26 protein-coding genes are annotated in these 25,701 nt (G+C 62.7%); 10 read left to right on the plus strand and 16 right to left on the minus strand.

The window, feature by feature from the left end; genetic code table 11:
* Positions 1–5 precede the first annotated feature (5 nt).
* Both EGO55_RS06245 and EGO55_RS06250 read right to left on the minus strand, forming a co-directional pair.
* Entirely contained in the window at positions 6–875 is an 870-nt protein-coding gene (locus tag EGO55_RS06245) for an LLM class flavin-dependent oxidoreductase (protein ID WP_040716418.1), read from the minus strand.
* Between the two features lie 157 nt (positions 876–1,032).
* A complete protein-coding gene (locus EGO55_RS06250) occupies positions 1,033–1,950 on the minus strand; it encodes an alpha/beta fold hydrolase (protein ID WP_021690921.1) in 918 nt (305 codons plus the stop codon).
* Positions 1,951–2,207: 257 nt separating this feature from the next.
* On the opposite strand from EGO55_RS06250, the gene EGO55_RS06255 reads away from it, so the two are divergent.
* A complete protein-coding gene (locus EGO55_RS06255) occupies positions 2,208–2,861 on the plus strand; it encodes a TetR/AcrR family transcriptional regulator (protein ID WP_161566029.1) in 654 nt (217 codons plus the stop codon).
* A 12-nt stretch (positions 2,862–2,873) separates the two neighbouring features.
* Here EGO55_RS06255 and EGO55_RS06260 read toward each other — a convergent pair whose 3' ends face one another.
* Positions 2,874–3,725, minus strand: coding sequence for a phytanoyl-CoA dioxygenase family protein (locus tag EGO55_RS06260; RefSeq protein WP_021690919.1), 852 nt, complete (start codon positions 3,723–3,725; stop codon positions 2,874–2,876).
* Positions 3,726–3,891: 166 nt separating this feature from the next.
* On the opposite strand from EGO55_RS06260, the gene EGO55_RS06265 reads away from it, so the two are divergent.
* Positions 3,892–4,794 carry a beta-keto acid cleavage family enzyme gene (locus EGO55_RS06265; protein WP_021690918.1) on the plus strand — a complete coding sequence of 301 codons (903 nt, stop codon included), beginning with the start codon at positions 3,892–3,894 and terminating at the stop codon, positions 4,792–4,794.
* 33 nt (positions 4,795–4,827) lie between these two features.
* On the opposite strand, the gene EGO55_RS06270 is transcribed toward EGO55_RS06265, so the two are convergent.
* The 7 genes from EGO55_RS06270 to EGO55_RS06300 form a co-directional block, all read right to left on the minus strand.
* Positions 4,828–6,450, minus strand: a complete 1,623-nt coding sequence (locus EGO55_RS06270) for an NAD(P)/FAD-dependent oxidoreductase (RefSeq protein ID WP_021690917.1) — start codon at positions 6,448–6,450, stop codon at positions 4,828–4,830.
* A complete protein-coding gene (locus tag EGO55_RS06275) occupies positions 6,450–6,629 on the minus strand; it encodes a hypothetical protein (protein ID WP_040716414.1) in 180 nt (59 codons plus the stop codon). Before EGO55_RS06275 ends, EGO55_RS06270 begins: the two co-directional genes overlap by 1 nt.
* Positions 6,630–6,731: 102 nt before the next feature.
* The gene (locus EGO55_RS06280; protein ID WP_021690915.1) at positions 6,732–7,067 is read right to left on the minus strand and encodes an SMR family transporter; all 336 of its coding nucleotides are present in this window, start codon (positions 7,065–7,067) and stop codon (positions 6,732–6,734) included.
* A 42-nt stretch (positions 7,068–7,109) separates the two neighbouring features.
* Positions 7,110–7,871 carry an SDR family NAD(P)-dependent oxidoreductase gene (locus EGO55_RS06285; RefSeq protein ID WP_021690914.1) on the minus strand — a complete coding sequence of 254 codons (762 nt, stop codon included), beginning with the start codon at positions 7,869–7,871 and terminating at the stop codon, positions 7,110–7,112.
* A 15-nt stretch (positions 7,872–7,886) separates the two neighbouring features.
* On the minus strand, positions 7,887–8,411 hold the full coding sequence (locus EGO55_RS06290; RefSeq protein WP_021690913.1) for a nuclear transport factor 2 family protein: 525 nt from the start codon (positions 8,409–8,411) through the stop codon (positions 7,887–7,889).
* Between the two features lie 54 nt (positions 8,412–8,465).
* Positions 8,466–10,916 (minus strand): TonB-dependent receptor, encoded by a 2,451-nt coding sequence (locus EGO55_RS06295; RefSeq protein ID WP_021690912.1) that lies wholly within the window; start codon positions 10,914–10,916, stop codon positions 8,466–8,468.
* A gap of 113 nt (positions 10,917–11,029) precedes the next feature.
* Positions 11,030–11,662: a TetR/AcrR family transcriptional regulator gene (locus EGO55_RS06300; RefSeq protein ID WP_161566030.1), complete on the minus strand. Its 633-nt coding sequence runs from the start codon at positions 11,660–11,662 to the stop codon at positions 11,030–11,032.
* Positions 11,663–11,883: 221 nt separating this feature from the next.
* On the opposite strand from EGO55_RS06300, the gene EGO55_RS06305 reads away from it, so the two are divergent.
* Positions 11,884–12,477 carry a malonic semialdehyde reductase gene (locus EGO55_RS06305; RefSeq protein ID WP_021690910.1) on the plus strand — a complete coding sequence of 198 codons (594 nt, stop codon included), beginning with the start codon at positions 11,884–11,886 and terminating at the stop codon, positions 12,475–12,477.
* A gap of 109 nt (positions 12,478–12,586) precedes the next feature.
* Here EGO55_RS06305 and EGO55_RS06310 read toward each other — a convergent pair whose 3' ends face one another.
* Positions 12,587–13,351, minus strand: coding sequence for an SDR family NAD(P)-dependent oxidoreductase (locus tag EGO55_RS06310; RefSeq protein WP_021690909.1), 765 nt, complete (start codon positions 13,349–13,351; stop codon positions 12,587–12,589).
* Positions 13,352–13,508: 157 nt separating this feature from the next.
* Between EGO55_RS06310 and EGO55_RS06315 the strand changes: the two genes are divergently transcribed.
* The 4 genes from EGO55_RS06315 to EGO55_RS06330 all read left to right on the plus strand — a co-directional run bounded on the left by EGO55_RS06315 (position 13,509) and on the right by EGO55_RS06330 (position 17,541).
* Positions 13,509–14,324, plus strand: a complete 816-nt coding sequence (locus tag EGO55_RS06315; protein WP_021690908.1) for a Coq4 family protein — start codon at positions 13,509–13,511, stop codon at positions 14,322–14,324.
* A 125-nt stretch (positions 14,325–14,449) separates the two neighbouring features.
* On the plus strand, positions 14,450–15,331 hold the full coding sequence (locus EGO55_RS06320) for a DMT family transporter (RefSeq protein ID WP_021690907.1): 882 nt from the start codon (positions 14,450–14,452) through the stop codon (positions 15,329–15,331).
* 83 nt (positions 15,332–15,414) lie between these two features.
* Positions 15,415–16,200: an aldolase/citrate lyase family protein gene (locus EGO55_RS06325; protein WP_021690906.1), complete on the plus strand. Its 786-nt coding sequence runs from the start codon at positions 15,415–15,417 to the stop codon at positions 16,198–16,200.
* A gap of 171 nt (positions 16,201–16,371) precedes the next feature.
* Positions 16,372–17,541: an acyl-CoA dehydrogenase family protein gene (locus tag EGO55_RS06330; protein ID WP_210766660.1), complete on the plus strand. Its 1,170-nt coding sequence runs from the start codon at positions 16,372–16,374 to the stop codon at positions 17,539–17,541.
* 93 nt (positions 17,542–17,634) lie between these two features.
* Here EGO55_RS06330 and EGO55_RS06335 read toward each other — a convergent pair whose 3' ends face one another.
* Genes EGO55_RS06335 through kce form a run of 5 tightly spaced genes read right to left on the minus strand, consistent with a single transcriptional unit; the run spans position 17,635 to position 23,025 of the window.
* Complete coding sequence (locus EGO55_RS06335) at positions 17,635–18,402, minus strand: enoyl-CoA hydratase/isomerase family protein (protein WP_021690904.1); 768 nt, start codon at positions 18,400–18,402, stop codon at positions 17,635–17,637.
* Positions 18,402–19,670 carry an acetyl-CoA hydrolase/transferase family protein gene (locus EGO55_RS06340; protein ID WP_021690903.1) on the minus strand — a complete coding sequence of 423 codons (1,269 nt, stop codon included), beginning with the start codon at positions 19,668–19,670 and terminating at the stop codon, positions 18,402–18,404. The genes EGO55_RS06335 and EGO55_RS06340 overlap by 1 nt, the downstream gene beginning before the upstream one ends.
* A complete protein-coding gene (locus EGO55_RS06345; protein ID WP_021690902.1) occupies positions 19,663–20,523 on the minus strand; it encodes an SDR family oxidoreductase in 861 nt (286 codons plus the stop codon). Before EGO55_RS06345 ends, EGO55_RS06340 begins: the two co-directional genes overlap by 8 nt.
* Positions 20,520–22,106: an AMP-binding protein gene (locus tag EGO55_RS06350; protein ID WP_021690901.1), complete on the minus strand. Its 1,587-nt coding sequence runs from the start codon at positions 22,104–22,106 to the stop codon at positions 20,520–20,522. The genes EGO55_RS06345 and EGO55_RS06350 overlap by 4 nt, the downstream gene beginning before the upstream one ends.
* Positions 22,093–23,025: a 3,5-dioxohexanoate:acetyl-CoA acetone transferase gene (kce, locus tag EGO55_RS06355; RefSeq protein WP_021690900.1), complete on the minus strand. Its 933-nt coding sequence runs from the start codon at positions 23,023–23,025 to the stop codon at positions 22,093–22,095. The genes EGO55_RS06350 and kce overlap by 14 nt, the downstream gene beginning before the upstream one ends.
* A gap of 102 nt (positions 23,026–23,127) precedes the next feature.
* Here kce and EGO55_RS06360 point away from each other — a divergent pair, with 102 nt between their 5' ends.
* The 3 genes from EGO55_RS06360 to EGO55_RS06370 are packed head-to-tail and all read left to right on the plus strand — an operon-like array spanning position 23,128 to position 25,699.
* Positions 23,128–23,727: a TetR/AcrR family transcriptional regulator gene (locus EGO55_RS06360; protein WP_021690899.1), complete on the plus strand. Its 600-nt coding sequence runs from the start codon at positions 23,128–23,130 to the stop codon at positions 23,725–23,727.
* A complete protein-coding gene (locus tag EGO55_RS06365; RefSeq protein ID WP_021690898.1) occupies positions 23,724–25,199 on the plus strand; it encodes an acetyl-CoA carboxylase biotin carboxylase subunit in 1,476 nt (491 codons plus the stop codon). Before EGO55_RS06360 ends, EGO55_RS06365 begins: the two co-directional genes overlap by 4 nt.
* Positions 25,196–25,699: an acyl-CoA carboxylase biotin carboxyl carrier protein subunit gene (locus EGO55_RS06370; RefSeq protein ID WP_161566031.1), complete on the plus strand. Its 504-nt coding sequence runs from the start codon at positions 25,196–25,198 to the stop codon at positions 25,697–25,699. Before EGO55_RS06365 ends, EGO55_RS06370 begins: the two co-directional genes overlap by 4 nt.
* Positions 25,700–25,701: the final 2 nt, after the last annotated feature.

The raw sequence follows: 25,701 nt of genomic DNA on the forward strand, positions 1-25,701 counted from the left end.
CGCGATCAGCCGATAATATCCGCCACGCGGTGAATCTGGTCGGGGTCCGAACTGGTCGAGATCAGCATGACCTCGTCCGCCCCAGTATCGGCAATCTGGTGCAACAGTGCCTTGAAATCCTTGTCCGACCCGGCAAATCCGGCGTGTTCGGCAATGGCGTCCACTTCCGCAGGCGGCAGCCAGGTGAAATAGCGTTTCAGGTGGGTGCGCATCTGATCGCGCGCATTGTCGCCCAGCGCGAACCAGAACGACGTGCCGAGATGGGGTTTGGGCCGCCCCGCATCGGCCCATGCCTGCCGCACCATGGTAAAGCTCTGGTCGATTTCGCCCACGTCGGGTGCGAAGCTCATCCCGCAGACCCCATCGGCCCAGTGCGACGCCCCGGCAATCGCCTTGGGCCCCATCGCGCCCGCCAGCACGGGCGGGCCGCCCGGTTGCACAGGGGCAGGCCCCACGGCCCGGGCCACACCGGGAACGACATGTTCCCCCGCCCAGGCGCGCCGCATCACATCCACGCGCGCGGCCAATTCCTTCTGCTTGCGCAAAGACAGGTCCGCGCCCACCGCGGCATAGTCTTCCTCGCGCCCGCCAATGCCCACACCGATCGTCACCCGGCCATTGCTGAGCATGTCCGCCGTGGCGATATGCTTGGCCAGCAGTACCGGTGAATGCAGCGTGGCGATAAAGATCGTGGTCACCAGCCGCACCCGTTCCGTCCAGGCGGCGCAGGCGCCCATAAGCGCCATGGTTTCGGGATTTGAGAACAACATGCGTTCGCCAAATGCGAGCGAGGAATAAGGACCGCGATCGACGGCCTCCACCCATGTGCGCAGCAGCCCGCGATCGAGGTCCGGCTCCATGATCGGCAGCGTCATACCAATATCCATGCCGCCGACTATTCGTTTGCCCTGTCAGGCTGTCAAGTTCGCCTGCAGGCCGCAGGTGCGGCCCGGACAATCCATGGCCAGAAAAACCAACGCGCGGGCCGGGCACAGGCATCCTGCCCGCCAAGCCCGCGCGCAGCCGAACCGTTCAGGGCAGGTTTTCCGCCCAGCGCGCGATCCGGTCGTAGAGATAAGTGCGGCTGGGATAGACGAAATGGTTGTGCCGTGTTTCGGGTATCACGATCAGGGTCACTTCAGGGCTGCCGCTGTAGGATTGCGGCGTGCGATAGGGATCGCCATGCAGATCGGCATCCCCCAACCCGATCAGCACCGGCACATCCACAGCCGCTGCATCGGGCGATACCATATCAGGCAACATCGCCATCAGCGATGGCGTCACCATAACCCGTTCGATCGCATTGGCGGCCGAGACGCGCCGGGTGCTCGTCGATGGCGGCATCTCGTGCCAGGGTCCAGCGGGAAACCGCTGCCGTGCCAGTGCGATCAGGTTATCCCGCGCATAGGTCTTGTCGATCGCACGATCGGCATCGGTCAGATATGCCGGTACGCCCGCCGTATGGTAACCCAGCAGGGCCAGCCCCTGATGCTGATGGAATTGCGCCTGCTGGACCACGGTCATCAAGGCCCCCAGCGAATGCGCCACACCGACTGACCGGATTCCCGGTGCCGCAGGGCAGCGCGGATCGAAGCTGCCTGCACGCAGGCCTTCAAGGATGTGATTGACGGTCGCCCCTGCGGCGGCGGACGTGCGATCGGGATGCAGCAGATAGGCATCGGCGGGGCACGTGCTCTCCCCCGCGCCGAGCGGATCGAGCAGGGCAACCGCATGGCCCCTTTCACACATCACGCGGGCGAAGCTGACTTCGGCTTCCCCTTCGGGTGTGGGCAGGTCGAAATAGTGGCGGTTCATCCCGCCCCCGGGAATGCACACGAACAGCAATTCAGGCACGCGGTCCTCAGGCAGCAGCAGCTCTGCCGCCAGATGCGCCGGCTCGCCAAATTGGGCGACTTCAGTAACGTCGAGCGTGAAACGATGACGGATCATTGACCGGACACCATCCGCAGCCGAACATCACAACGGGTTGTTACCATACGAAAATCCCACCCTCTCCAACTGGTCATGAAAACCTTGGCCGCCACTTGCTACAGATTACAACGACCTGTCAAAGGGGGCATGCCCATGGGAACCGTTTCGCCCCGTGCTGCGCCCGTGCGATGCGGCTTTCGCCATGGACCGCCGCATCGGGATGACACCGCCAGTGGGTCTGGCTAGAACACGCTAGGATGCAAGGCGGGATAGCAGTGACAACCGAAGATACGACCCGGCAAAACAGCGGCAGGATAGGCAGGCCCGGTGGCCGCACCGAACGCGTCCGCAAGGCCGTGGCCGATGCGGTGATCGAATTGATCCGCACAGAGGGTATCGCGTTCGAACTGCAGGCGGTCGCCCGACTGGCCGGGGTCGGCCGGGCGACCGTTTTTCGCCACTGGCCCGATCGCGCCAGCCTGATCGGCGAAGCATTGGCCGAGCATACGGCGCAGCTCGATTTCCCCCTGACAGGCGACTGGAAAGCCGATCTGCACCGGATCGCCGCCGAACTGCGGGTCTTTCTGGCCAGCCCGGCAGAGCAGGCCTTCAACCGCACCATGTTTGCCGCCCGCAATTCCGGCTTCAACGCGCAGTTGATCGCGTACTGGACGCCGGTGATCCAGAGGATCAAGGCCCCGCTGGAAGAGGCCCGGATGAAGGGTGAAATCGACCGGAACACCGATGTCGAAATGGTGATCCAGACCTTGATATCCACGCTGCTGGTGGAATCGCTGGTCGACAATCTGCAGACGGAAACGGACCTCGGCGCGCGGCTGGTCGATCAGCTTTGCCGGGGCATCACCAAACCGCAGCCGGGCACCCCGGACAGCCCTGGGCGCGGCCCGCGCATCTCCGTGCCGCTCTGAACGGCAGGCGCATCAAAGCGCGCCAGATGCCAGCAATTCAAGCGGGTTTTGATTGTCCACCGCGCCGAGGAACCCTTCCCCCCGGCCCACGCCGTCATGCAGCCCGAAGCCGAGCAGTTCCTGCGCACGGCGGGGCATCGTACGTACGCGATCCAGCGGTATCGACAGGCAGTTGTTTTCTTCGGTGCGCAACCACCCGAGGCAAAAGCTCATGTGCATGCCGCGCCTTTGGCGGTCGGTCGTATTCGCACCCGCGCCATGCAGCGTGGACCCGAGATAGAGCACCGCCGATCCCGCCGCCATGTCGGCCTGCGCGATCTCCTCGGGCCGGGGCTGCCGTTCTTCCGGCCAAAGATGGCTGCCCGGCACGACCCGCGTTGCCCCCATCTCCGCCGTGAAATCGCCGAGGGCGATAACAGACGCAAATTGCCGGTGTGCGATCACCGGCGCGAGATACCGGGGCCAGACATCCTGATCGCGATGCAGCAACTGATCCTCTGCCCCCGGCCCCCGTTGCAGCACATGTCCGATGTTGAGCTGATAATCCGCGCAGGCGGGAAGCAGGAAATGATCCCCCATCACTTGGTACAACGGGTGCAGCAGGACATCGGCCACGAACGTATCCGAATGGGCGGCCACCCCCGTGACATGGCGTGTCTGCGCACCATGGAAGAATTCCACCGCCGCATTGGGCGATCCATGGTTCGGCGCGCGGCCCGCCAGCAGGGGATCGAGCTCCGCATTGATACGGGCGCAGGTGCGTGCGTCCAGGAATCCTTCCACGATCACCGCGCCATCGCGTTCCAGCGTATCCACAATCATACCGGGGGCCGTATCGCGTGAAAAACGCCGCACATCTGCCATTACCACTCTCCCTTATCTATTTAACGATACATATGTCTCATAAAATAGAGGAAGTTCCAAGAATCAATTATCGGCGGGACGTCCCCGCGCGAGCGCCATGGTTGTCGTCCTGCGCTTTTGCGCTAAGGTCCTTCACCAAAGAGAAAAAGTGAGGGAGAGTACCCAATTGACCGCGACCACAAATGCGCAAGGCAAACCGCTGGTGGTGGCCGTTTCGATGAACGGCGAACGTTCCCAGGATGCCAGCCCCCACATTCCCATCGGGCATGATGAAATCGTCGCTACCGCTCTGTCCTGCTACGACGCCGGGGCTTCGATCATTCATTGCCACAATGCCTCGACCGCTTTGTCCGGGCAGGCGGCGGCGGACGACTATCTCGCATCGTGGCGCCGGATACGCAGCGAACGGCCGGATGCCTTGTGGTATCCCACGCTCACTCGCGACGGGTGCCACGATCTCGATCATGTCGCGCTGATCGACGATGCCATCGGGCTGGAATATGCCTGTTGCGATCCGGGTTCGGTCGGTTTTTCCGCAGTCGGTACCGATGGCATCCCGATGGGCGCCTATTACACCAACAGTTACGAACAGATCCGGTCGAACTTCGCACAGCTTGCCGCCCGGAAACTGGGGCCGCAAATCGCCATTTACGAACCGGGATACCTGCGCACCGTGCTCGCCTATCATCATGCGGGTACCCTACCCCCGGGCGCGGTGATCAACTTCTATTTCGGCGGCGCTTACGGTCTCTCCACGCAAGCCAGCCCCAGCTTTGGCCTGCCCCCCACACGCAACGCGCTGCTGGCCTATCTCGACATGCTGGACGGCGTCGATCTGCCATGGACGGTGTCGGTTTGGGGCGGCGATCTCTTCAAAACGGAACTGGCGGGTATGGCGGTCGCGCTGGGTGGCCACCTGAACATCGGCCTCGAAAGCCATTTCGATCCTGTCGACAAACCCACCAATCAGGATCAGATCCGGGCGGCGGTGCAATTGGCCGAACAGGCCGGGCGGCCGGTGGCTGATCGGCAGACGACACTGGCGGTATTGCGTTCGCCCAAGGCATGAGCAGCTCAGGTCGGGAGAGATAGACCGGGGCCGTCAGGCGGACACGATGCTCCGCGCCACGGCCTCAGCCACCTTGATGCCATCGATCGCCGCGGAAAGGATGCCTCCGGCATAACCCGCGCCTTCGCCTGCGGGGAACAGCCGTTCGGTCGTCAGGCTCTGGAAATCCTTGCCCCGCGTGATCCGTACGGGGGATGACGTGCGCGTTTCCACCCCGGTCATCACCACATCGGGATGATCGTAACCCCGGATTTGCCTACCGAAGACGGGCAAGGCCTCGCGCATGGCCTCGATCGCGAAAGCCGGCAGGCACTGCGACAGATCGGTCAGGGTCACGCCCGGTTTGTAGGAGGGCTGAACCTCGCCCAGTTCGGTGGAAGCCCGCCCGGCGAGGAAATCGCCCACTTTCTGCCCCGGTGCCGCATAGGACGATCCGCCCGCGACATAGGCCAGCGATTCCCAGTGACGTTGCAGCTCGATCCCGGCCAGCGGGCCATCGGGGTAATCGCGTGCCGGATCGATGCCTACGACCAGCCCCGAATTGGCGTTGAATTCCGCGCGGGAATACTGGCTCATCCCGTTGGTGACCACGCGTCCTTCTTCCGATGTCGCGGCAACCACGCGGCCCCCGGGGCACATGCAAAAACTGTAGACTGAACGGCCATTGCCGGCATGATGCACCAGACTGTATGCAGCCGCCCCGAGATAGGGATGCCCGGCACAGTTCCCGTAACGCGCGCGATCAATCCAGCTTTGCGGATGTTCGATGCGCACGCCGATCGAAAACGGCTTGGCTTCCATATAGACGCCGCGCCGATGCAGCATTTCAAAGGTCGACCGTGCGCTATGGCCCACAGCGAAGACCACGTGATCGGCCTCGAGAAAGCTGCCGTCATGCAGATGCAGGCCACGCAGGCGCTGCCGCCCGTCAGGCAGGGTATCGAGCGCGATATCGTCCACCCGCGTTTGCCAGCGATATTCGCCGCCCAGTTCCTCGATCGTGCGGCGAATGCTTTCCACCATGGTGACCAGACGGAACGTGCCGATATGCGGGTGCGCTTCCCACAGGATATCGTCCGGCGCCCCGGCGCGGACGAATTCCTCCAGCACCTTGCGGCCGAGGAAACGCGGGTCCTTGACCCGGCAGTAGAGCTTGCCATCGGAAAAGGTGCCCGCCCCGCCTTCGCCGAACTGCACGTTGGATTCCGGATTGAGTTCGGACCGGCGCCACAGGCCCCAGGTGTCTTTGGTCCGCTCCCGCACCACTTTGCCGCGATCGAGAATGATCGGGCGGAACCCCATCTGCGCCAGTATCAGCCCGGCGAACAGCCCGCACGGGCCTGCCCCGATAACCACCGGACGTAAACCGGCCCAGCCCTGGGGCGCGGTAACCGGCGGGCGATACTGCATGTCCGGCGTGGGCCGGACATCCTTGTCATCGGCAAACCGGGCCAGCACAGCGGCTTCATCAGCCAGATCGACATCCACCGTATAGACCAGCAGAATGGCGGTGCGCCGCCGCGCATCGTTGCCCCGCCGGAAAATGGTGAAGGCGCGCAATTCCTCGCGCGTAACGCCCAGCCGCGCGCAAATCGCGTCTGGCAGCGCGTCCGGCTCGTGATCGAGCGGCAGTGACAATCCCGAAAGGCGCAGCATCAGTACTTCTTTGCGATCTTGAGCCCATCGGCCTTGGCGCGCACTTTCACCGATTCCTCGCTGCGGGTCAGCGCCTTGGCAATCGCCTTCAAAGCCATACCCTTGCGGGCAAGCGTGTGCAGCTTCTGGACTTCGTCAGTGGTCCAGGGCTGTTTGTGCCGTTCAAATCGTTCCGCCATGCCGGGCCCATAGCGCATCGACCATCCCCGGGCGAGCGCTTCGTGAACCATCGCGAAGAAAGGGCACAGGCGCGTGCAGGCAGCACCACCCGCAGCCGCGCGTCAAACGGCGCTGGCCACCGCCACGATCACACAGGCCAGCCCCAGCAGGGCCAGCCGCATCCACGACGCCGCTTCACCGAAGACGAAAACCGAAATCAGGATCGCGCCGATCGGTACGGTGGCCGCCATCAAGGGCATCAGCAGGCTCAGCGCCGCCCCTTCTTTCAGCAGCACCGCCAGGCAATAGAACGAGATGACATAGATCAGCGCGCAGAGCAGCGACCAGCCAAGGTGCGTGAACCCCGCCGTGCGCCCCAGCAGCACACTGCCACCGATCTGTCCAAGCACGACCACAATGAACAGCACGATCGCACGCAACGAAAGACCAGCTACCATCACGGGTTCCTTTCCGGCAGAGTTACGGAACGCAAAGGCGCATTATTGCGCGGTCAATCCGCCATCGACGACGAATTCGCCCCCGGTGATGTATGTGGCGCGGTCGGACAGCAGGAACGCGATCATGTTGCCGATATCGTCCGGTTCGCCCATCCGCTGCATCGGGATACTGGCATTGATCGCATCGTACTGATCGGGATTATCCGCGATCGCGACTTTCTGCATATCGGTCCAGATCACACCGGGATGGACGGAATTGACGCGAATGCCCTTGCCCGCCACTTCCAGTGCGATCGATTTGGAATAGAGCCGCACTCCGCCCTTGCTGGCGGCATAGGCCGAAGCGCCGGGGATGCCCACAAGGCCGGCAACGGACGACAGATTGACAATCGCCCCCGATGCTTGCGCTTCCATCACCGGCAGCACGGCCCGGCACCCGAGATAGACGCTCTTGAGATTGACATCGATCTGCCGATCCCAGCTTTCGGGATCGAGATCGGGCGTCCAGCGCAGCACCGCGATCCCGGCATTGTTGACCAGACCGTCAATCTGCCCGGTATCGCCTTTGACCCGGTCTACCAGCGCCTGCCAGCCCGCCGGATCGGTAACATCCTGCGCGAGGCCCGTCACGGTCAACCCTTCGCCGTTCAGTTCTGCGGCGCGCGCTTGCGCAGCTTCCCCATCAAGATCGGTCAGATAGACGGCGTGCCCTTCGCGCGCCAGCAGACGTGCGGTGGCAAAGCCCAGTCCGCCCGCCGATGCGGCACCTGTCACGATATGGGTCTTGCGATGAGTCTCGATCATGTCTGGGTTTCCCGGTCAGGCAGTGGCAAGCCAGGCCCGATCATAGGACCGGTCCTGCATGTCGTGGCGGCCCAGCAAACAGGCCGCCAGTTCGGTGGTGAGGAAGGCGTCAGCCGCCGGTTCCTTGCGCGCCCAATCGACCAGTTCGGTGCGATGGCCAAAACGCCACTCGTCACCGCGCTTCTCATACCGGTCGAGGTACCGCCCGCAGATGGTCATATCGGTGGGCACGCCTTCATCAAGGATGCGGTGGAAGGCATAGTAATAGACTTCACCGAACGCCCGATCGGGCGATGCAGGGTCAAATTCGATCAGGTGCTGCCCGATGAGATGCTGGTTTGCCAGATGGCTGGTCAGCAGATCCTGTGCGAAATCCACAAATGCCGGACCGCTGCCTTTGAAAATGCCGTAATCGGTTGTCGCATCGGGCCAGAATGTGGCCAGTTGCAAGGCATGGTCCAGCCGATCCTGCCCCCGCATATAGCGCGCGCAGAGATCGCGGATCGCATCCTTGGCAATCAGGGTCCCGAGATCGGTCATGCTTGTCCTCCTGTTAAAAAACCACGGCCGACACAGATGCGCCGGCCGCAGGTTTCAGAAACGCACGGTTGCCTGAAGCTGGACCGTACGCGGGAGAGAGACGAAGCCGACCTGATCCGCCATGACCGCGCTCGCCGTGCCAGTGCCCGAACCCGTGTTCGGTGCATCGACCGCGCCGCCGACAATGAAGCGGTTGGTCAGGTTCTTGCCGATCAGCGCCAGTTCGTAGCGTGAATCGTGGAACTTGACCCGGATGGAGCCATCCAGTGTGAGGTAGGAACCCTGCTTCGACAACGGATTGCCGAAACCCGATGCGAGGTAGGAACTGGAATACCGGCTGTCGAGCGACAGGGCCAAGGCGGTGCCATCGCTCACCTCCGTTTCGTAGGATGCGCCCAGCGACCCGGTCCATTTGGGGGCAACCGCGGTGGGCGCCCCGCTGAGATCCTGCCCGGGCGCGCCCTGGAACAGCGTGTCACACCCCTGCGCGATCGACTGCCCGCCGTAACAGGGCGCGATATACTGCAGATAACGCGCACGGTTATAATTGGCGGTGCCGTGCAGGTTGAAACCGGGAAGACCGCGCGGGGCGAATTCGAATTCCAGTTCCACACCCTTGGTGCGGGCCGAACCGGCATTGGTGGTGATAAAGGCAAAAGTCTGCGAGTTGAAGAAGTCGACTTGCAGGTTGACGTACTTGTAGCTGTAAACCCCCAGATTCAGGCGCAATTGCCGATCCGCCAGCAGGGTCTTGATCCCCGCTTCGAAACCGCGCGCCTTTTCCGGTGCGAAAGCCACATCGCTGGGGATCGTGCCGATACTGACGAAACCGGAATTGGAGAACCCACCCGACTTGTAGGCGGTCTTGTAAGCGCCATAGACGGTGATGTTTTCGTTCGGCTTCCAGGTCAGTGTGAATTCAGGCGACCAGTCGTTGAAGGTCTGATCCCCGTTGATCGTCTTGTTCTGCACGAACAGGGCCTGCAGTGCGCCATTCACGTAAGGCTGCACAAGATAGCTGTCCTTGGTTTCGTGGATGTAACGCACGCCCCCGGTCGCCTCCAGCTTGGGCAGGATGGTCCAGGTCACCTGTCCATAGGCGGAGAGCGTTTTGCCATCGGTTTCCGAACGCTTGAAATATCCGAGATAACGATAGGCTGCCGGTGCGGTGGAATCCTCGATATTACCGAACGATCCCGACTGCGTGTAATCGCGCTTGGTCTTCTGGTAATAGCCGCCAACCAGCAGATTGAACGGGCCGTCGAACGTCGTCTGCGCGCGCAGTTCGGTGGAGAAGGCGTAATAGCTCGTCTTTTCCGTCGAAGGGGCCGCCCCCAGATCGGTCGACACGAACGTACAGTCACAGGCCCAGCGATTGGTATTGCGATTGTAGTTGGTCACCCAGGTCAGGCTGACATCGTCCAGGTTGTATTCGGCGGTGCCGGTGATCCCCCAGCTGCGATACCGGTTGTACAGCGCCCCGTCTTTCTTGGAGAAGGGATTGGTTCCGGCCAGATCGGCAGGGAAATAGTTCTGGTAAATGTTGAACTTGCGTTTGCATGGCACATTGGGGTTGAGCGCATAGGCATCGCCCGCACAACGGAACAGGCCATAGTTCCAGCTGTTGTTGTTCGCATCCGAAAGCGAGGCATTGGCCTTGAGCGTGAACTTGAAACGGTCGCCCGGATCGTAAGCCAGCGTGACCCGGCCGAGGAATTCGCGCGTGCCCGGATTATCGCCGTCAAAAGCGGGCGCGAAATGGGTATTCACGTCACCCGTGGCGATATCGGTGGTGTTGTAATATTTGTCGATCCCGCGGTTTTTGAAATAACCGCCGAACATGTTGGAGCCGCGCACCGCCACGCGCAGGCCCAGCGTGTCGGTCAGCGGGCCGGAGCCCACAAATTCACCCACCAGTTCCTTGCTGCGGAATTCGTAACCCACTTGCGCCTTGAATTCCGGCGTGGCGGTCGGATTGGCGGTGCGCAGCGAGATCACCCCGGCCGTCGCGTTCTTGCCGAAGAACAGCGATTGCGGGCCTTTGAGCATTTCGACCCCTTCGAGATCGAAGAAGCCTTCATTGATCACGCGGCCCTGCCCGTAATAGACCCCGTCCACCACCACGGCGACGGACTGTTCGATCCCGATAGAGGTCGAGGATGACCCGATCCCGCGCAGGGTTAGCTGGGCACCCGATCCATTCGAAGCCCGGCCCACGGTAAACTGCGGCGTTTGCGTCGCAATTTTTTCCAGACTGGTCATGTCGTAACGCTGAATCTGTTCAGCGGTCAGCGCGGTCACCGAAACCGGGACCGACTGCATGCTTTCCTCGCGCCGCCGCGCGGTCACGACGATATCGCCGATTCCGCCTTGCTGGGCCTGAGGTTCGGGGGCCTGGGGTTCGCCGGCGGTGTCCTGCGCGAAAGCCGACGTAACCGTCGCACCACAAGTAAAAACCGAGACCAAGAGTGCTGCGCGCACAGCGCGTCCTGCCGATAAAGCCATACAAGCTTCCTTTCCCCATGACCGGAAGATCTTGTTATCAAACGTCTTCCGGGCCCGAATCCGGGTCGAGGAAAAAGTACCTCGGGGAAAAATGCAGTGTACTGCAATTTGTACTAGGCAGGCTCCGCTGCCAGTGTGGCCACGCAGCGCCGGGCCTCCACTTGCGACCATGCATGCAAATCGCTTCGGGCATGGGGCAGCAGCACTTCGCAAATCGCCAGCCGCATGTGCGTTTCCAGCGCATCATCGCCAATGCCGCGTCCAGCCCACAAGGCGACGGCGCTGACCATGCGCATGCCGATCAGCCGGGTCAGCATGGCAATATCGGCCTGTTCGAGCCAACCTTTCCGGGCCAGTTCATCGAGGGCGCGCCCGACATAGCGATGATAGACATCCTGCAAGCCGACGGTATCGGCGTGCTGCACCAGCACTGGCGCCAGCGCCCTTGCCACGTCCGGCTGTTCCAGCGTGCGCCATGACAGTGTTTCGCAGAGCGACAGGACAAACCCGATGCCCGGGTCGGCCGCCTTTTCCCAGGCTTCCTGGATGATGCCTTCCGTCCGTTCGCGAGCGCAGGTCGCGACAAGCGCATCCTTGCTGCTGTAAATATTGAACAGCGTGCGTTCGGCGACACCGGCGGCCTGGGCAATGGCCCGCATGGAAACGGCATCGTAGCCATGCCTGACCAACAAGGCATTGGTCGCTTTCAGGATACCGGCCCGGCGTTCACGTTGACGATCGGTCAAAGGCCGCGTCTGCGCGCGCGCGGCAGTATCTGGTTGCACCCCTTCCATAGGTTGGAAGGTAGAGCGGATCGCACGCCGAGATCAACTGTCCGTGCGCGACGAAACCACATCCTGTTCAGGTGTTGCAGAGAGTACTCCCCAAATCGAAACAAATCGGTGTAGGCAGGGCCCCTGATATCGCACCGACTCGTTTCTCACCCCATTTTCCGGATCAAGACCTCATGACAGCGCCTTTACCTGACAGTGCCCTCGATCAGCTTTTTCGTTCCGCGCGCAGCTACAACGGCTATCTCGACAAGCCGGTGAGCGAAGCCCAGATTCACGCGATCTGGGAAGTCATGAAATATGGCCCAACCAGCGCCAACATGATGCCGGCAAGACTGGTATGGTGCACCAGCCCCGAAGCGAAGGAAAAGCTCGCGGCCACTGCCAGCAGCACCAATGGCGACAAGATTCGTAACGCCCCGGTCAGCGTGATCATCGGCATGGACATGGCCTTCCATGAACAACTGCCCTGGCTGTTCCCGCACACCGATGCGCGGTCGTGGTTCACCAGCAACGAGGCGCTGAGAGAAATCTCGGCCATGCGCAATTCCACCCTGCAGGGTGCCTATTTCATCATCGCGGCCCGCGCGCTGGGGCTGGACACCGGCCCGATGTCCGGTTTCGACAATGCGGCCGTGGATGCGGCGTTCTTCGGCGACACGCCCAATGTGAAATCGAACTTCATCAGCACGCTGGGCTATGGCGATCCGGCCACCATCTTCGATCGCCTGCCGCGCCCCGATTTCGATACGTTCAACACTTTCGCATAAACGGGCGGCGAAACAGCAGCGGATCGGGATCGGGCGCCCGGCATAGAGACCGGCGGCGTCCTTCCCGATCTTCTGCCTGGCAAATTCGCGATTCTATATCATGGTGTGGTCAGTCGAAATTGGCCATGCTGCCATCCACGGGTAACGTCACCCCGCTGACATAGGCTGCGGCATCGCTGACGAGAAACAGCACGACCTGCCCGATATCGTTGCGCGGATCACCGAAGCGCCCCAAAGGTATCTGGCGGATCAGGTCGGCAGCATGGTCGGGCTGTTCGATTGCCCATTCCTCGAAGGCCGGGCTGGTGGCGATCGGCGCGATCGTGTTGACCCGGATATTGTCCGCGCCCCATTCGTCGGCCGCCGCCTTGGACAGCGCGCGGATCGCCTGCTTGGCTGCGGCATAGGGGCCGTATCCCGTCATATCCCAGCGTTTGGCCGCTGCCGTCGCGAAATTGACAATGGCCCCACCACCCCGCGCCTTGAGGTGGGGATAGGCGGCACGCATGTAACGCAACGAAGCCAGCGGCCCGGTATCGAGCATTTCCACGAACTGTTCGTCCGCCACGTCCAGCAACGTGACATTGGAATGCACGGTCTGGGCATTGTTGATCAGGATATCGAGGCCACCGAATGTCTGCACCGCCTGCGCCACATTCGCTTCGATATCGGCCTTCACCCCGACATCGGCGCGCATGGTCGCCACCGTGGCACCTTTGCCCCGCAGTTCCGCAGCAACGGCATCGACTTTGGCCAGCGTGCGCCCTGACAGCATCAGAACCGCCCCTTCCGCCGCGAACACTTCCGCGATTCCCCGGCCGACGCCCTGTCCGGCCCCGGTAATCAGCGCGACCTTGCCATCCAGCATACCCATCCCGTCTTCTCCCTCGTTCTGGTCGCCCCATGGTACAGCAACCGGTCCGACCTGCAATTTTCATGCTTTGTGGCAGTCCGAGTCTTGCCTTTCATCGAACGGTAGAATACCGCCTGACGCGAAATATAACGGCACAAGATTCCCCGGAGAGAGCAGGATGAACGACATCCCCTATTTGTTGCGCGGCATTACACCGGTTACCACCGACAGCAGCATTCTGGTCAGTTCATCGAAGTATCTGAACGATCCGCGCATGCGCGACTGGATTTCCAACATCACGCTGAAGCGCAATGGCCTTGATCGCCCCGCGCAAACGGAAATGTACGAAATCGTCGGCATTCTCGACAGCTTGCAGGACATGGACTGGATCGAGGATCAGTTCACCAAGGCGCGCAAGGGTGATCCCGCGCTGGATCGCTGGTTCGCGGAAGGGTTCCTGTCCACATACAAGGCCGAGGACTTCGCAGACTACCCCGAAGGTACGCTGGGCCATGTGTTCTACCGGGATGTGATCCAGCAGAATTTCGATCTGGTGATCTACGATCAGGCTCAGCCGAAAACGCAGTACGAATACTTCCGCTTTCGCAGTGGCCAGACGCATGATCTCGAACACATCATGACGGGTGGCGATTTCAACTACATGGGCGAACTGGTCCCCGCATGGGCCCGCATCACCACCCATTTTAAGCATTTCGCCCCCGATCTTGCAGGCGAACTGTCCGTGCTCTCGATGTTTGTGAACCTGCGCTACACCGTGCGCACCATGCTGCATTACCCCAATGTCTGGCCAGTGTGCCAGAACGCGGTAGAACGCGGCATGCGTGTCGGCCGGCAATCTGGCCCGTTCTTCATGGCTCGCTATGAAGATGCGTTCCATCTGCCGCTCGACGAAGCGCGGGCCGCGCTCGGCTATGTCGGGGCGGAATGGGTCGACACCACGGGCCCTTCTGCATTCTGGGCCGAACGCGCCTGATACAGGCAGAGGAAGCGGCGCAAGACCGCTTGTGAAAGCGCGAAGCGTCGGTAAAGGGCGTATTCCCTTTACCGGCAAGCGGTGCCGGTTTGCATCGGCGGCGACTTGCGCATGGAATTACGGGCATGACCGCGACGCACCCCTACAAGGGCGCATTTCTGCTGGTTTGCGGTCTGCTGCTGTTCGCCTGCCTCGATACGACGCTCAAATACCTTTCGGCACTGCAGAATATCCCGGCGCTTGCCGCCATCCGCTATATCGGCAACCTTGTGCTGATGGTGGCGATAGTCGCGCCATCACAAGGCAAGGCGATGGTCAGTACGCAGCGCACCGGCCTGGTCCTGCTGCGGGCGGGGAGCCTGGCGGTCGTGACGCTGTTTATGGGGCTGGCTTTTCAGCGGATGCCGGTTGCCGAAACAACTGCGATCGGGTTTCTCGCGCCGATGTTGGTGATCCTCGCCGCCGGGCCGGTTCTGGGGGAGAAAGTGGGCCTGGCGGGCTGGCTCACAGCCCTGCTGGGATTTGCCGGTGTCATGCTGATCGTGCGCCCCGGCAGCGGGCTGGACCCGATCGGCGTGATCTTCGCGCTCTGCGCGGTTGCCGCGAACCTTTGCTATCAGTTGCTATCGCGCATTCTCGCCGCGAGCGAACAGACGATTGCGCTGCTGTTCTACACCGCGCTGGCCGGGTCGCTGATCTTCGGCGTGGCCCTGCCATGGACATGGAATGGCTGGCACCCGGATGCGCTGGAAATCGTGCTGCTGGCCAGCATGGGGGCATTCGGCGGGCTCGGGCACTGGCTGTTTACGCAGGCCTATCGCTATGCCCCGGCATCGCTGCTCGCGCCGATGAACTATCTCCAGCTGCTCTGGGCGGGGCTGCTGGGCTATGGGGTGTTCGGGCACGTGCCGGATACGCTGGCGATGATCGGTATGGTGATTGTCGGCCTGTCGGGCGTGATAACCGCCATCCGCACCCGCCGTCCGCCCGCCAAACGATCCGTCTGAATGTGCCAGCCGGTCTCTCTGGCAGAAGCCAAACCGTCCCGCTATCGTCGGGCCTGTCCTTTTTTCGTAACAGATCGCCAACGATGAAAAATTCCTTCAAGCAAAAAGTCGCGCAAGCACCGCAGTTCGGCCTGTGGCTCGCCCTGGCCGACCACTACAGCGCCGAAATCAGCGCGGGGGCAGGCTTCGATTTTCTGCTGCTGGATGGGGAACATTCCCCGATCGATCTGCGCACCATCCTGGGGCAATTGCAGGCGATTGCGGCCTACGATGTGGCACCCGTTGTGCGTCCGCCGACGGACGATCCGGTACTGATCAAGCAACTGCTCGATATCGGCGCCAACAACCTGCTCATCCCCATGGTCGAAACGGCTGAGCAGGCGCGCACGATCGTCGCCTCCACACGGTACCCGCCATTGGGCTTTCGCGGGGTCGGGTCCGGCATTGCGCGCGCGGCGCGCTGGGGCAACGATCCGGAATACATGCAGACCGCCAACGACAATATCTGCCTTATCCTGCAAATCGAAAGCGTAGCCGGGCTGGCCAATCTGGAAGCCATTGCCGCGACCGATGGGGTAGACGGCATCTTCTTCGGCGCGGTCGACCTCTCGGCGTCGATGGGTTTGCTGGGGCAGCCCAATCACCCCGATGTCATCGAAGCGATCGATACGGCCATGGGCAAAGTGCAGGCCTGTGGCAAATTCGCCGGGTTCCTTTCGGCGGACGACGCAATCAGCCGCCATTTCCTCGCAAACGGGGCGAACTTTGCCGCGGTGGGCGTGGATGCCCTGCTGCTGTCCAACGCCGCGCGCGCACTGGCCCATGGTTTCAAGCAACCCGATACCGTGATCGAAACCCGCGGATACTAGCCACCGCGCGGCTCCCCGGCTGACCGCCATCCATGCTACTTCTGCTCCACACCTGCCCGCGGTTCCCGCGGCGCAGGCGCCATTGCCTGCGCACGCCTGCCCGATTATAGTGAATGAGATTCATCTAATAATCGCACGATAAACGGGCATGACAAGGAGAGGATGCGTCCGATGAACGCCTTTGGCCTGACGGAAGAGCAGCAAAGCATTCTCGACACTGCAGACGGGTTCGCGCGGGATGAGTTCGCGCCCCTGCAACAGCGTATGGACGACGAGGAATGGTGGCCCGACAGTGCCATGCCCGCGCTGGCGCGGATGGGCTTTCTCGGGGTAACAGCCGATCCTGCCTACGGCGGGGCTGGCAGCGATCTGATGACTTGCGGCCTGATCACACAGGGCCTTGCGCGGTGGAACCATGCGCTCGCGCTCAGCTACGTCGCGCATGAGAACCTGTGCCTTAACAATATCGCCCGCAACGCCTCGGCTGATCTGTGCCAGCGCTATCTGCCCGGCCTGTGCGATGGTTCCCTGATCGGTGCGCTGGGGCTGACCGAACCGGGCGCAGGCTCCGATGCGCTGGGATCGATGGCCACCACCGCGCGGCGCGAAGGCGATCATTACATCCTCAACGGGACAAAGCTGTACATCACCAACGGGCCGGTCGCCGATGTCGTCCTGCTCTATGCCAAAACCGACAAGGCGGCAGGCAGCCGCGGCATTTCCGCCTTTGTCGTCGAAACCGATGCGCCCGGTTTTCAGGTCGCGCAGAAGCTCGACAAGATGGGTTTTCGCGGCTCCACCACCGCCGAACTGGTGCTGGATAACTGCGTGGTTCCCGCTGAAAATCTGGTGGGGGAAGAAAACCGGGGCGTCGGCATCGTGATGAGCGGGCTGGACCTTGAACGGGCCATTGTCGCCATGATCAATCTGGGCATGGCGGAGCGCGCGTTCGATCTGGCGCTCGACTATGCGAAAACGCGCAAACAGTTCAACCGCGCCATCGGGGAATTCCAGTTGGTGCAAGGCAAGCTGGCCGAAATGTACACTGCGGTCGAAACGATGCGGACCTTCTGCTATCGCACGCTGGCTGCGGCCAATGCGATCAGCGAAGCCGATGGCGGGCGCGGCGAAATTCACAAGCTCACCGCCGCTGCGATCCTCTATGCCGCTGAACAGTGCACCCGGGTGGTATCCGATGCGGTGCAGATCCATGGCGGCACCGGATATATGCGCGAAACCGAAATCAACCGGCTCTATCGCGCCTCCAAACTGCTCGAAATCGGGGCCGGAACCACAGAGGTGCGCAAGGTAATCATCGCCGGGGAACTGCTGCGTTCCTGACCGCCAGACTTAAAGCCGCATGACCTGATCCGGTTCCCCGGCGGCAACCGTCCTCCGGGAACGCATGGCATTTCCCCCCGGACGTCGCGCCGCCTATTCGCCGCGCCACACCGGATCGCGTTTTTCGGCGAAGGCTTTCGGCCCTTCCTGCGCATCACGGCTGCGATAGGCGCGTTCCCAGGCATGACGGGCCGCACGCAAGGCCGCCGTCTTGCCCATTTCCGTCGCCAGATGCACCGTTTCCTTGCCTGCCAGCACCGAAAGCGGGGCATTCCCCGCAATCCTGCGCGCCAGTGCCAGTGATTCCTCCAGCAGGTTTTCAGGCGCTGCGACGCGGTTCACCAGCCCCACTTCATAGGCGCGCTGTGCGGTTATCGGATCGCCGGTCAGCACGATTTCCATAAAGATGCGCTGCGGGAGCATATGGATCAGGGGTGCAGCCCAGGGCGAACCGCGCCCCACCTTGACCTCCGTAATCGCGAACCGCGCGGTTTGCGACGCCACACACAGATCGCATGCCTGCGCAATCAGCCAACCGCCCGCATAGGCCACCCCGTTGACGGCGGCGATCGTCGGCTTGGTCACCGCCACTGTATCGCCCGGAACCGGGAACATGTTCGGCGGTGGCACCTCCAGCCCAAGCTGCGCCATTTCCTTGAGATCGCCGCCCGCGCAAAACGCCTTGTCCCCCGCCGCCGTCAGAATGGCGACACGCAGATCGGGATTATTCTCGAACCGTTCCCACGCAGCGAACAACCCTTCGCGCACGTCGCGGCTCAACGCGTTACGGCTGTCCGGCCGATTGATGGTGAGCACGGCAATACCCGGTTCGGGCACGGTAAAAAGGACGGCATCAGACATCAGTAACCCCTTGTCAGAAGCCCGGCGGCTTCTTCTTCCAGATTGGCGCGCACATCGGGGTGCGCGATGGCAATCAAGGCGCGCGCACGGGCGCGCAGATCGCGGCCTTTCAATTCGGCAGCACCATATTCGGTGACCACCACATCGACTTCGCTACGGGCCGTCGTCACCGGCCCCGCCAGCCTTGAAACAATCCGCGACAGCCCCTTGGCCATGGATGGCAAGGCAATGATCGAACGCCCATCGGGCGACCGCGAAGCGCCGCGAACATAATCAACCTGCCCGCCCGTTCCGCCAAGATAGGCAGAGCCGGCGGATTCCGCGTTGACCTGCCCGGTCAGATCGACCTCGATCGCTGAATTGATCGAAACCAGCCGATTGAGGCCCGACAGCACGGCTTCATCATGCGTGGTGGCCGAACCGCACAGCAGCAGCGCCGGATTCTCATGCGCAAACCGGTAAAGCCGTTCGGTGCCCAGCAGGGCCCCTGCCACGCTGACGCCCCGCCACCGGCCATGCGTGGCATTGGTTACCACACCGTTTTCGATCAGGTCCACGGCGCTGTCGCCAATCATCCCGCTGTGAATGCCCAGATCCTTGCGATCCCCGATCAGTTGCATGATCGCATCGGGCACCGCGCCGATGCCCACCTGCAGGATTGCCCCATCCTCCACAAAGTTGGCCACGAACCCGGCAATGGCCTTGTCCGTTGCGCTGGCCTGAATGGTCGGGAGCACGACCGGGGTACGATCGACTTCGACCGCCACGTCGATTTCCGTCGCGGGAATGGTGCGTTCCCCGAAGACACGCGGAACCCGGTGGTTCACTTCGGCAATGACCACGCGGGCACAATCAACCAGCGCGCCAATATGATCGCCGATCAGGCCCATACTGTGATTGCCATCCGCATCGGCCGGGCTGACCTGAATCAGCGCCACATCGCAGGCGATTTCGCCGCGCTTCACCATATTGCCGATCTGGCCGACATGGCAGGGCACGATACCCAGCACGCCCTTTGCCGCCAGCGCGCGCAGGCTGCCGAGCGCACCCATGCTGGACACGCGGATCGCATCGGTATGTTCCGGCTTCAGCACGCCTGAAAAGCTCGATGCGGTGAACAACGAAACGCCGCCCAGATCGTGGCGCTGCGCAATCAGCGCTTCCAGCAAAGCCACGGGTTCGCCGCACGCCTGCCCGGAAACCACAGCATCGCCCGGCCGCACATAGGCCCGCAGATCCAGCGTTTCGGGGGTCACCCATTCAGTCATCGATACTGTCCACCTTGAAGTAATCCGGTTTGTCGATCGTCCACTGATCCCCCCAGATCTGGTTCCCGCCATCCACGTGGACGACTTCGCCGGTCATGAATTGGGACGCATTGCCCCCCACGAAACACACCGTATCGGCGATTTCCTCGATCTGGCCAAAACGCTGCATGACATTGGTGCGGGTCATCGCCCGCACCGCGCGCGGATCGTAGACATTCATGCCCGTGGTCGAAATCAGGCCCGGGGCCACGCAATTGATCCGTATCCCCAGGGGCGCCCATTCGATTGCCACCGTCTTCGACAAGGCGATCACCCCGGCGCGGGCGGCGGCCGTGTGGGCAACGCCGGGCATGCCCCGGCCGGTCACCGCCACGACATTGACAATCGACCCGCCCCGCCCCGCATCCCGCCAGCGCCGCGCGGCTTCCTGCATCATGTGCCATGTCCCGCCAAGATTGGTGTCGATCACCGCATGCCACCCTTTGGGCGGAATATCGATGGCCGCCGATGGGAACTGCCCCCCGGCATTGTTGATCACGATATCGGCACAACCGAAACGCGCTGCCACCGCGCTGAACAAGTCCTGCACTGCCTCGGGATCGCGGATGGTGAGCGGGTGGACCAGCACTTGCGCGTTATAGCGGCCAATCGCAGCGGCCGTGTCTTCCAGACGGTCCACCTTTCGCCCGCACAGCACCACGTTCGCCCCCAGCCGCGCGGCCCAATGCGCCAGTCCCCGGCCCAGCCCCGAACCCGCGCCGGTGATCAATACCGTCTGCCCGGCAAAATATCCTTCGCGCAGCGCCGGAGTCAGTGCGGCCAGCGCATCGTCATCCCTTCCGTACCCGGTCATATGATCGCCCGTTCGCGGCCTTCCCAGTAAACGCGGCGCAGTTCGCGCTTCAGCACCTTGTTTGCCGGGCTGACCGGGAACTCCTCCTCCCAGAACACCACCGAGCGTGGCACCTTGTAGGCCGCGATAGCAAGGCGTGCATGGGCGATGATGTCTTCTTCCGTTGCCATATGACCATCATGCAGCCGGATGATGGCATGGACCGCTTCGCCCCATTTGGCATCGGGGATGCCCACCACGGCCACCTGCCGCACGGCGGGGTGCGAGGCGACCGCGTTTTCCACTTCGGTCGAAAAAACATTCTCCCCACCGGAAATGATCACGTCCTTGATCCGGTCGACGATATAGACCAGCCCCTGTTCGTCCATGAACCCGGCATCGCCCGTATGCATCCACCCGCCGCGCAGGGCCTCGGCCGTTTCTTCGGGCCGGTGCCAGTAACCCAGCATCATGGTTTCGCCGCGCACCACCACTTCGCCCACTTCGCCGCGCGGCAGTTCCTTGTCCTGCGGATCGACGATCCGGATCTGTACAGCGGCAAGGGCACGCCCGGCGGCACGATTGCGCCCTTTCATCCGGTGTTCCCCTTCAAGATAGGCATGGGGCAACATCGTGCAGACCGGCGAAAGCTCCGTCATGCCATAACACTGCGTGAACCGCGCATGGGGCAAGGCTGCGATTGCCCGGTCGAGCAGGGCATCGGTGATCGGCGCCGCGCCATAAAGCACGGAAACCAGCGACGACATATCAAAGCGCGTGAAATCGGGATGTTCGATCATCATCTGGATCGCCGTGGGCACAAGCAGGCTTTCCGTCACCCCATGCGCCGCGATCAGACGCAGCGCCTCGCCCGGTTCGAACTGCGGCATCAGAACCGCCGTTCCCCCACTGCCGATGATCGACAGGCACGGCCAGGTGCCCGCCGCATGGAACATCGGCCCGTTGACCAGATAGATGCAGTCGCTGCGCAAAATGCCTTCCGCCCAGCAGCACATGGCCTCTGACAAGACATTGCGGTGCGACAGCATCGCCGCTTTCGACGTGCCGGTGGTGCCGCCGGTATAGCCCAGCTGATAGACATCATCCCCGCCGCGCCCCGCATCCTCCCCCGCAGAATGCGCGTCGACCATATCCCCGTAGAACGGCAATCCGGAAAGCCCGGGGGTGAGCGCAACCACTTTCATATCCGGGTGCGCCTGCGCCAGCGCCGCGCCTGTGGCCGCCATGCGTTCATCGAACAGCAGAACAGCCGGTTCGCAATCGGCCACGGCGTGGAGCAGTTCGTTCACGGTCCAGCGCCAGTTGAGCGGCACCATGATCCCGCCTGCCCGGGGGACGGCCGCGAGCAGTTCAAAAAATTCCATGCTGGTCAGCGCAAGAATGGCCACCCTGTCGCCATGGCCGACGCCCAGCGCGCGCAAGGCTTCCGCCCCGCGCGCCACCCGGTCGGCATAGGCCGCCCAGGTCTGCTGCCTGTCGCCATCAATCACGGCCAGTGATGCCCCATGCACCTGCACTGTGCGCGCCAGCATCGCGCTCACCCCGATGGCGGGGCGGGGCGACAGGCCCTCAGAAGCCGACATGATCGCCCCCTTTGAGCGACAGAATTTCGCGGGCATCATCAGGCGTGGCGATTTCCAGCCCCAGCCCTTCCAGGATTTGCCGCACCCGGGTGACTTGCGCCGCATTGCTTTGCGCCAATTGCCCCTTCCCGAGCCAGAGCGAATCCTCCAGCCCGACACGGACATGGCCGCCCATCGACGCGGCCATCGCCGCCACTTTCATCTGCGCCTGCCCGGCGGCCAGCACCGACCAGCGATAGTTGTCACCGAACAGCCGATCGGCCGTCCGCTTCATATGCATCACATCGTCGGGATGGCTGCCGATCCCGCCCAGCAGACCGAAACAGGTCTGGATGAACAGCGGCGCCCGCACCAAACCTTCGCTCCAGAAATAGTGCAGGTTGTAAAGGTGGCTGGTGTCGTAGCATTCGAATTCATAGCGCGCGCCAGTCTGGTTCAGCGTGTCCAGCGCATAACGGATGTCCTTGAAGCTGTTGCGGAACACCAGATCATGGCTGCCTTCCAGCATCGGGCGTTCCCAGTCATGCTGGAATGCCTTGTAGCGGTTGAGCATGGGGAACAGCCCGAAATTCATCGACCCCATATTCAGGCTGGCAATTTCAGGACGCCAGACTTCGGCGGGGCGCACCCGTTCTTCCACCGCCATATAGGGGGAACCGCCCGTGGTCAGATTCACGACCACGTCCGAACGCTGCTTGATCACGCGCAGGAACGGTTCGAACGCTTCCGGGCTCTGGTCAGGCCTGCCATCGGCGGGATTGCGCGCATGAAGATGGACAATCGCGGCGCCCGCTTCTGCCGCACCCAGTGCGCTTTCGGCGATTTCCTGCGGCGTAACGGGCAAATGGGGCGACATCGACGGCGTGTGAATCGAGCCCGTGATCGCGCAGCTGATGATGACCTTTGGGGCTGACGGCACGTTCCCGCACCTCCTCTCCGTTCTCTCGTTGACACTATAATGAACGTCATTCATTATAGTGTCAACGACCATCGGGGTCGAACGAAGGGCCCGAACCGCACGATGCCAAGGGTATCCGCAGAACGATTACAGGACCGGCGCAACTCGATTATCGCGGCAGCGCGCGATGTCTTTGCCACGAAAGGTTTCAACGGCACCGCCATCGCCGATATCGCCAAGATTGCCGGCACCAGCGATGGGCTCATTTACCGCTACTTCAATGGCAAGCGCGAACTGCTCGAAGCGGTTCTCGATGACTTCTACGGCAGCATTCTCGAAGAAGTGGCGCAAGCCATCGCCGCCGCACCCGATTTCCGCACACGGTTGCAACGGCTGATCGAACATCATGTCGCCGTCTTCGCGCGGGACACCGGGCTGTGCCGCCTGTTCATTACCGAGGTGCGGAATCTCGAAGGCTATGTTGGTTCGGATTCGCAGGCGCTCAACCGCCGCTACACCGCATTGCTTGCCCCCGTGCTGGAGACCGGCATTGCCGAAGGCGCGCTGCCTGCGAACATCGACCGGCGCTTTGTCCGCGACATGCTGTTCGGCGGGATCGAACATATCGCCTGGCGGCACATCAGCACCGAAACCCCGCTCGATGTCCCCGACATTTCGCGCAAGGTCACGGCCCTGCTGCTTGGCGGGATGGCTGCGGGATGACGGCGCCGTTCCGTTCCGTACTGATCGCCAACCGCGGCGAAATCGCGGCGCGTATCCTGCGCACGGTGCAGGCCATGGGCATGCGCGGGATCGTGGTGTTCCATGCGATTGACCGCAACACCCCGGCTGTGCTGCTGGCAGACGCGGCGGTGGAGATCGACGGCCCCACTCCGGTCGCCGCCTATCTCGATGGGCCGCAGATCATCGCCAGGGCAAAGGCCGCGGGGGCGGAGGCAATCCACCCTGGTTACGGATTCCTGTCGGAAAACGCCGGGTTCGCGCGTGCGGTGGCGGCGGCGGGCATGGCGTTCGTCGGTCCCACGCCCGAAGCCATCGAATTGATGGGCGACAAGGCGCGCGCGCGCGATTTCGTGGCGGAACGCGGCTTTCCGGTCGCCCCCTCCGCCATCGAGGATGACGATCCGGCCACTTTCGTTGCCCGCGCCCGCGCGGTCGGCGCGCCGCTGCTGATCAAGCCATCAGCGGGCGGCGGCGGCAAGGGCATGCGGATCGTGCGCGATCTTGCCTTGCTGGAGGACGAGATCGCCCGTGCCCGCAGCGAAGGGGAACGCTATTTCGGTGACGGACGGCTCTATGCCGAACGCTATGTCGAACAGCCGCGCCATATCGAAGTGCAGGTGCTGGGCGATGCGCAGGGCAATGTCGTCCACCTGTTCGAACGCGAATGTTCGATCCAGCGGCGTTTCCAGAAAGTGATAGAGGAAAGCCCGTCGCCCGCCCTCACCCCCGAAGAACGGGACGCGATCTGCGAAATCGCGGCCGGCATCGCCCGCTCTGTCGCCTATCGCAACGCAGGCACGGTGGAATTCATCTATGGTCAGGGTGCTGTCTATTTCCTCGAAATGAATACCCGGCTGCAAGTCGAACATCCGGTGACGGAAGCAGTCACCGGGCGCGATCTGGTGGCGGACCAGTTGCGGATCGCCGCCGGGCAGCCGCTGGGTTTCGCGCAGGATGATCTGGCAATCACCGGCCACGCCATCGAACTGCGGCTCTATGCCGAAGACCCCGCGCGCGATTTCGCCCCCACCACAGGCCCGGTGCTGGCGTTCCGCCCCGCGCCCGGCGTGCGGACCGATGCCGGGATCGTCGCAGGTGGCCAAATAAGCGCCGCGTTCGATCCAATGCTGGCCAAGATCGTGGTGCATGGCGCCGATCGCGCCGACACCATCGCCCGGGCCGATGCCGCACTGGCGCAAACGGTGCTGCTGGGCTGTGTCACGAACAATGCCTTCCTGCGCCGGTTGCTGGCCGATCCCGATTTTCGCGCGGGCCAGTTCCACACCGGAACCATTGCCGAAAAGCCCGAACTGCTGCCCGATCCGCCGCTCACCGATGCAGCGCGGGCCCGCATCCTTGGTGCGTCGGCCCTGTCGCTGCGCGCGGTGCGCGATGCCGCCGATGCGGTGCCGCCGCTCCACGCGGCAATCGGAACATGGCGCAACCTGTGAAACACATTTTCACCATCGATGGCGAACGCGCCGATGCCTGGCTTTCGGGGCACAAGGGCAGCTATCGCCTGCTCTATGATGGCGGCGCTTGCGCCGTCGCGCTCACTCCGGCGGCAACGGGCGATGGTGCGGCCCTGCTCCATATCGAGGGGCAGAGCGTGTCGGTCGTCCTTGCCGTGGCGGGCGATCAGGTGTGGGTCCATATCGACGGCGCGGCGCACGCGGTGATCCTGCACGATCCGGTCCGCTTCCTCGGCGCGGGCGACGACGCGGCCGCATCGGGCACCATCCGCGCACCCATGCCCGGCACGGTGATCGCCGTCGCCACCGAACCGGGCGCACAAGTGCAAGCGGGCGATACCCTGATGGTGATCGAAAGCATGAAGCTGGAAACCGCAATCAAGGCCCCACGCGATGGCGTGGTGGCCACGGTCACTTTCGCCGCGGGGCAAAGCTTTGATCGCGATGCCGTGCTGGTCACGCTGGAAGGGGAGGACTGACA

Source organism: Caenibius tardaugens NBRC 16725 (assembly GCF_003860345.1).
Taxonomy (GTDB): domain Bacteria; phylum Pseudomonadota; class Alphaproteobacteria; order Sphingomonadales; family Sphingomonadaceae; genus Caenibius; species Caenibius tardaugens.

Bases quoted from the DNA above. Each gene is read 5' to 3' on its own strand.
- EGO55_RS06275 (WP_040716414.1), bottom strand. From the start codon at position 6,629: ATGGCGGAACGATTTGAACGGCACAAACAGCCCTGGACCACTGACGAA.
- EGO55_RS06345 (WP_021690902.1), bottom strand. From the start codon at position 20,523: ATGACCGGGTACGGAAGGGATGACGATGCGCTGGCCGCACTGACTCCG.
- EGO55_RS06245 (WP_040716418.1), bottom strand. From the start codon at position 875: ATGACGCTGCCGATCATGGAGCCGGACCTCGATCGCGGGCTGCTGCGC.
- EGO55_RS06285 (WP_021690914.1), bottom strand. From the start codon at position 7,871: ATGATCGAGACTCATCGCAAGACCCATATCGTGACAGGTGCCGCATCG.
- EGO55_RS06290 (WP_021690913.1), bottom strand. From the start codon at position 8,411: ATGACCGATCTCGGGACCCTGATTGCCAAGGATGCGATCCGCGATCTC.
- EGO55_RS06315 (WP_021690908.1), top strand. From the start codon at position 13,509: ATGAACGACATCCCCTATTTGTTGCGCGGCATTACACCGGTTACCACC.
- EGO55_RS06350 (WP_021690901.1), bottom strand. From the start codon at position 22,106: ATGTCGGCTTCTGAGGGCCTGTCGCCCCGCCCCGCCATCGGGGTGAGC.
- EGO55_RS06295 (WP_021690912.1), bottom strand. From the start codon at position 10,916: ATGGCTTTATCGGCAGGACGCGCTGTGCGCGCAGCACTCTTGGTCTCG.
- EGO55_RS06270 (WP_021690917.1), bottom strand. From the start codon at position 6,450: ATGCTGCGCCTTTCGGGATTGTCACTGCCGCTCGATCACGAGCCGGAC.
- EGO55_RS06250 (WP_021690921.1), bottom strand. From the start codon at position 1,950: ATGATCCGTCATCGTTTCACGCTCGACGTTACTGAAGTCGCCCAATTT.
- EGO55_RS06335 (WP_021690904.1), bottom strand. From the start codon at position 18,402: ATGTCTGATGCCGTCCTTTTTACCGTGCCCGAACCGGGTATTGCCGTG.
- EGO55_RS06320 (WP_021690907.1), top strand. From the start codon at position 14,450: ATGACCGCGACGCACCCCTACAAGGGCGCATTTCTGCTGGTTTGCGGT.
- EGO55_RS06360 (WP_021690899.1), top strand. From the start codon at position 23,128: ATGCCAAGGGTATCCGCAGAACGATTACAGGACCGGCGCAACTCGATT.
- EGO55_RS06260 (WP_021690919.1), bottom strand. From the start codon at position 3,725: ATGGCAGATGTGCGGCGTTTTTCACGCGATACGGCCCCCGGTATGATT.
- EGO55_RS06280 (WP_021690915.1), bottom strand. From the start codon at position 7,067: ATGGTAGCTGGTCTTTCGTTGCGTGCGATCGTGCTGTTCATTGTGGTC.
- EGO55_RS06330 (WP_210766660.1), top strand. From the start codon at position 16,372: ATGAACGCCTTTGGCCTGACGGAAGAGCAGCAAAGCATTCTCGACACT.
- EGO55_RS06310 (WP_021690909.1), bottom strand. From the start codon at position 13,351: ATGGGTATGCTGGATGGCAAGGTCGCGCTGATTACCGGGGCCGGACAG.
- EGO55_RS06305 (WP_021690910.1), top strand. From the start codon at position 11,884: ATGACAGCGCCTTTACCTGACAGTGCCCTCGATCAGCTTTTTCGTTCC.
- EGO55_RS06340 (WP_021690903.1), bottom strand. From the start codon at position 19,670: ATGACTGAATGGGTGACCCCCGAAACGCTGGATCTGCGGGCCTATGTG.
- EGO55_RS06325 (WP_021690906.1), top strand. From the start codon at position 15,415: ATGAAAAATTCCTTCAAGCAAAAAGTCGCGCAAGCACCGCAGTTCGGC.
- EGO55_RS06365 (WP_021690898.1), top strand. From the start codon at position 23,724: ATGACGGCGCCGTTCCGTTCCGTACTGATCGCCAACCGCGGCGAAATC.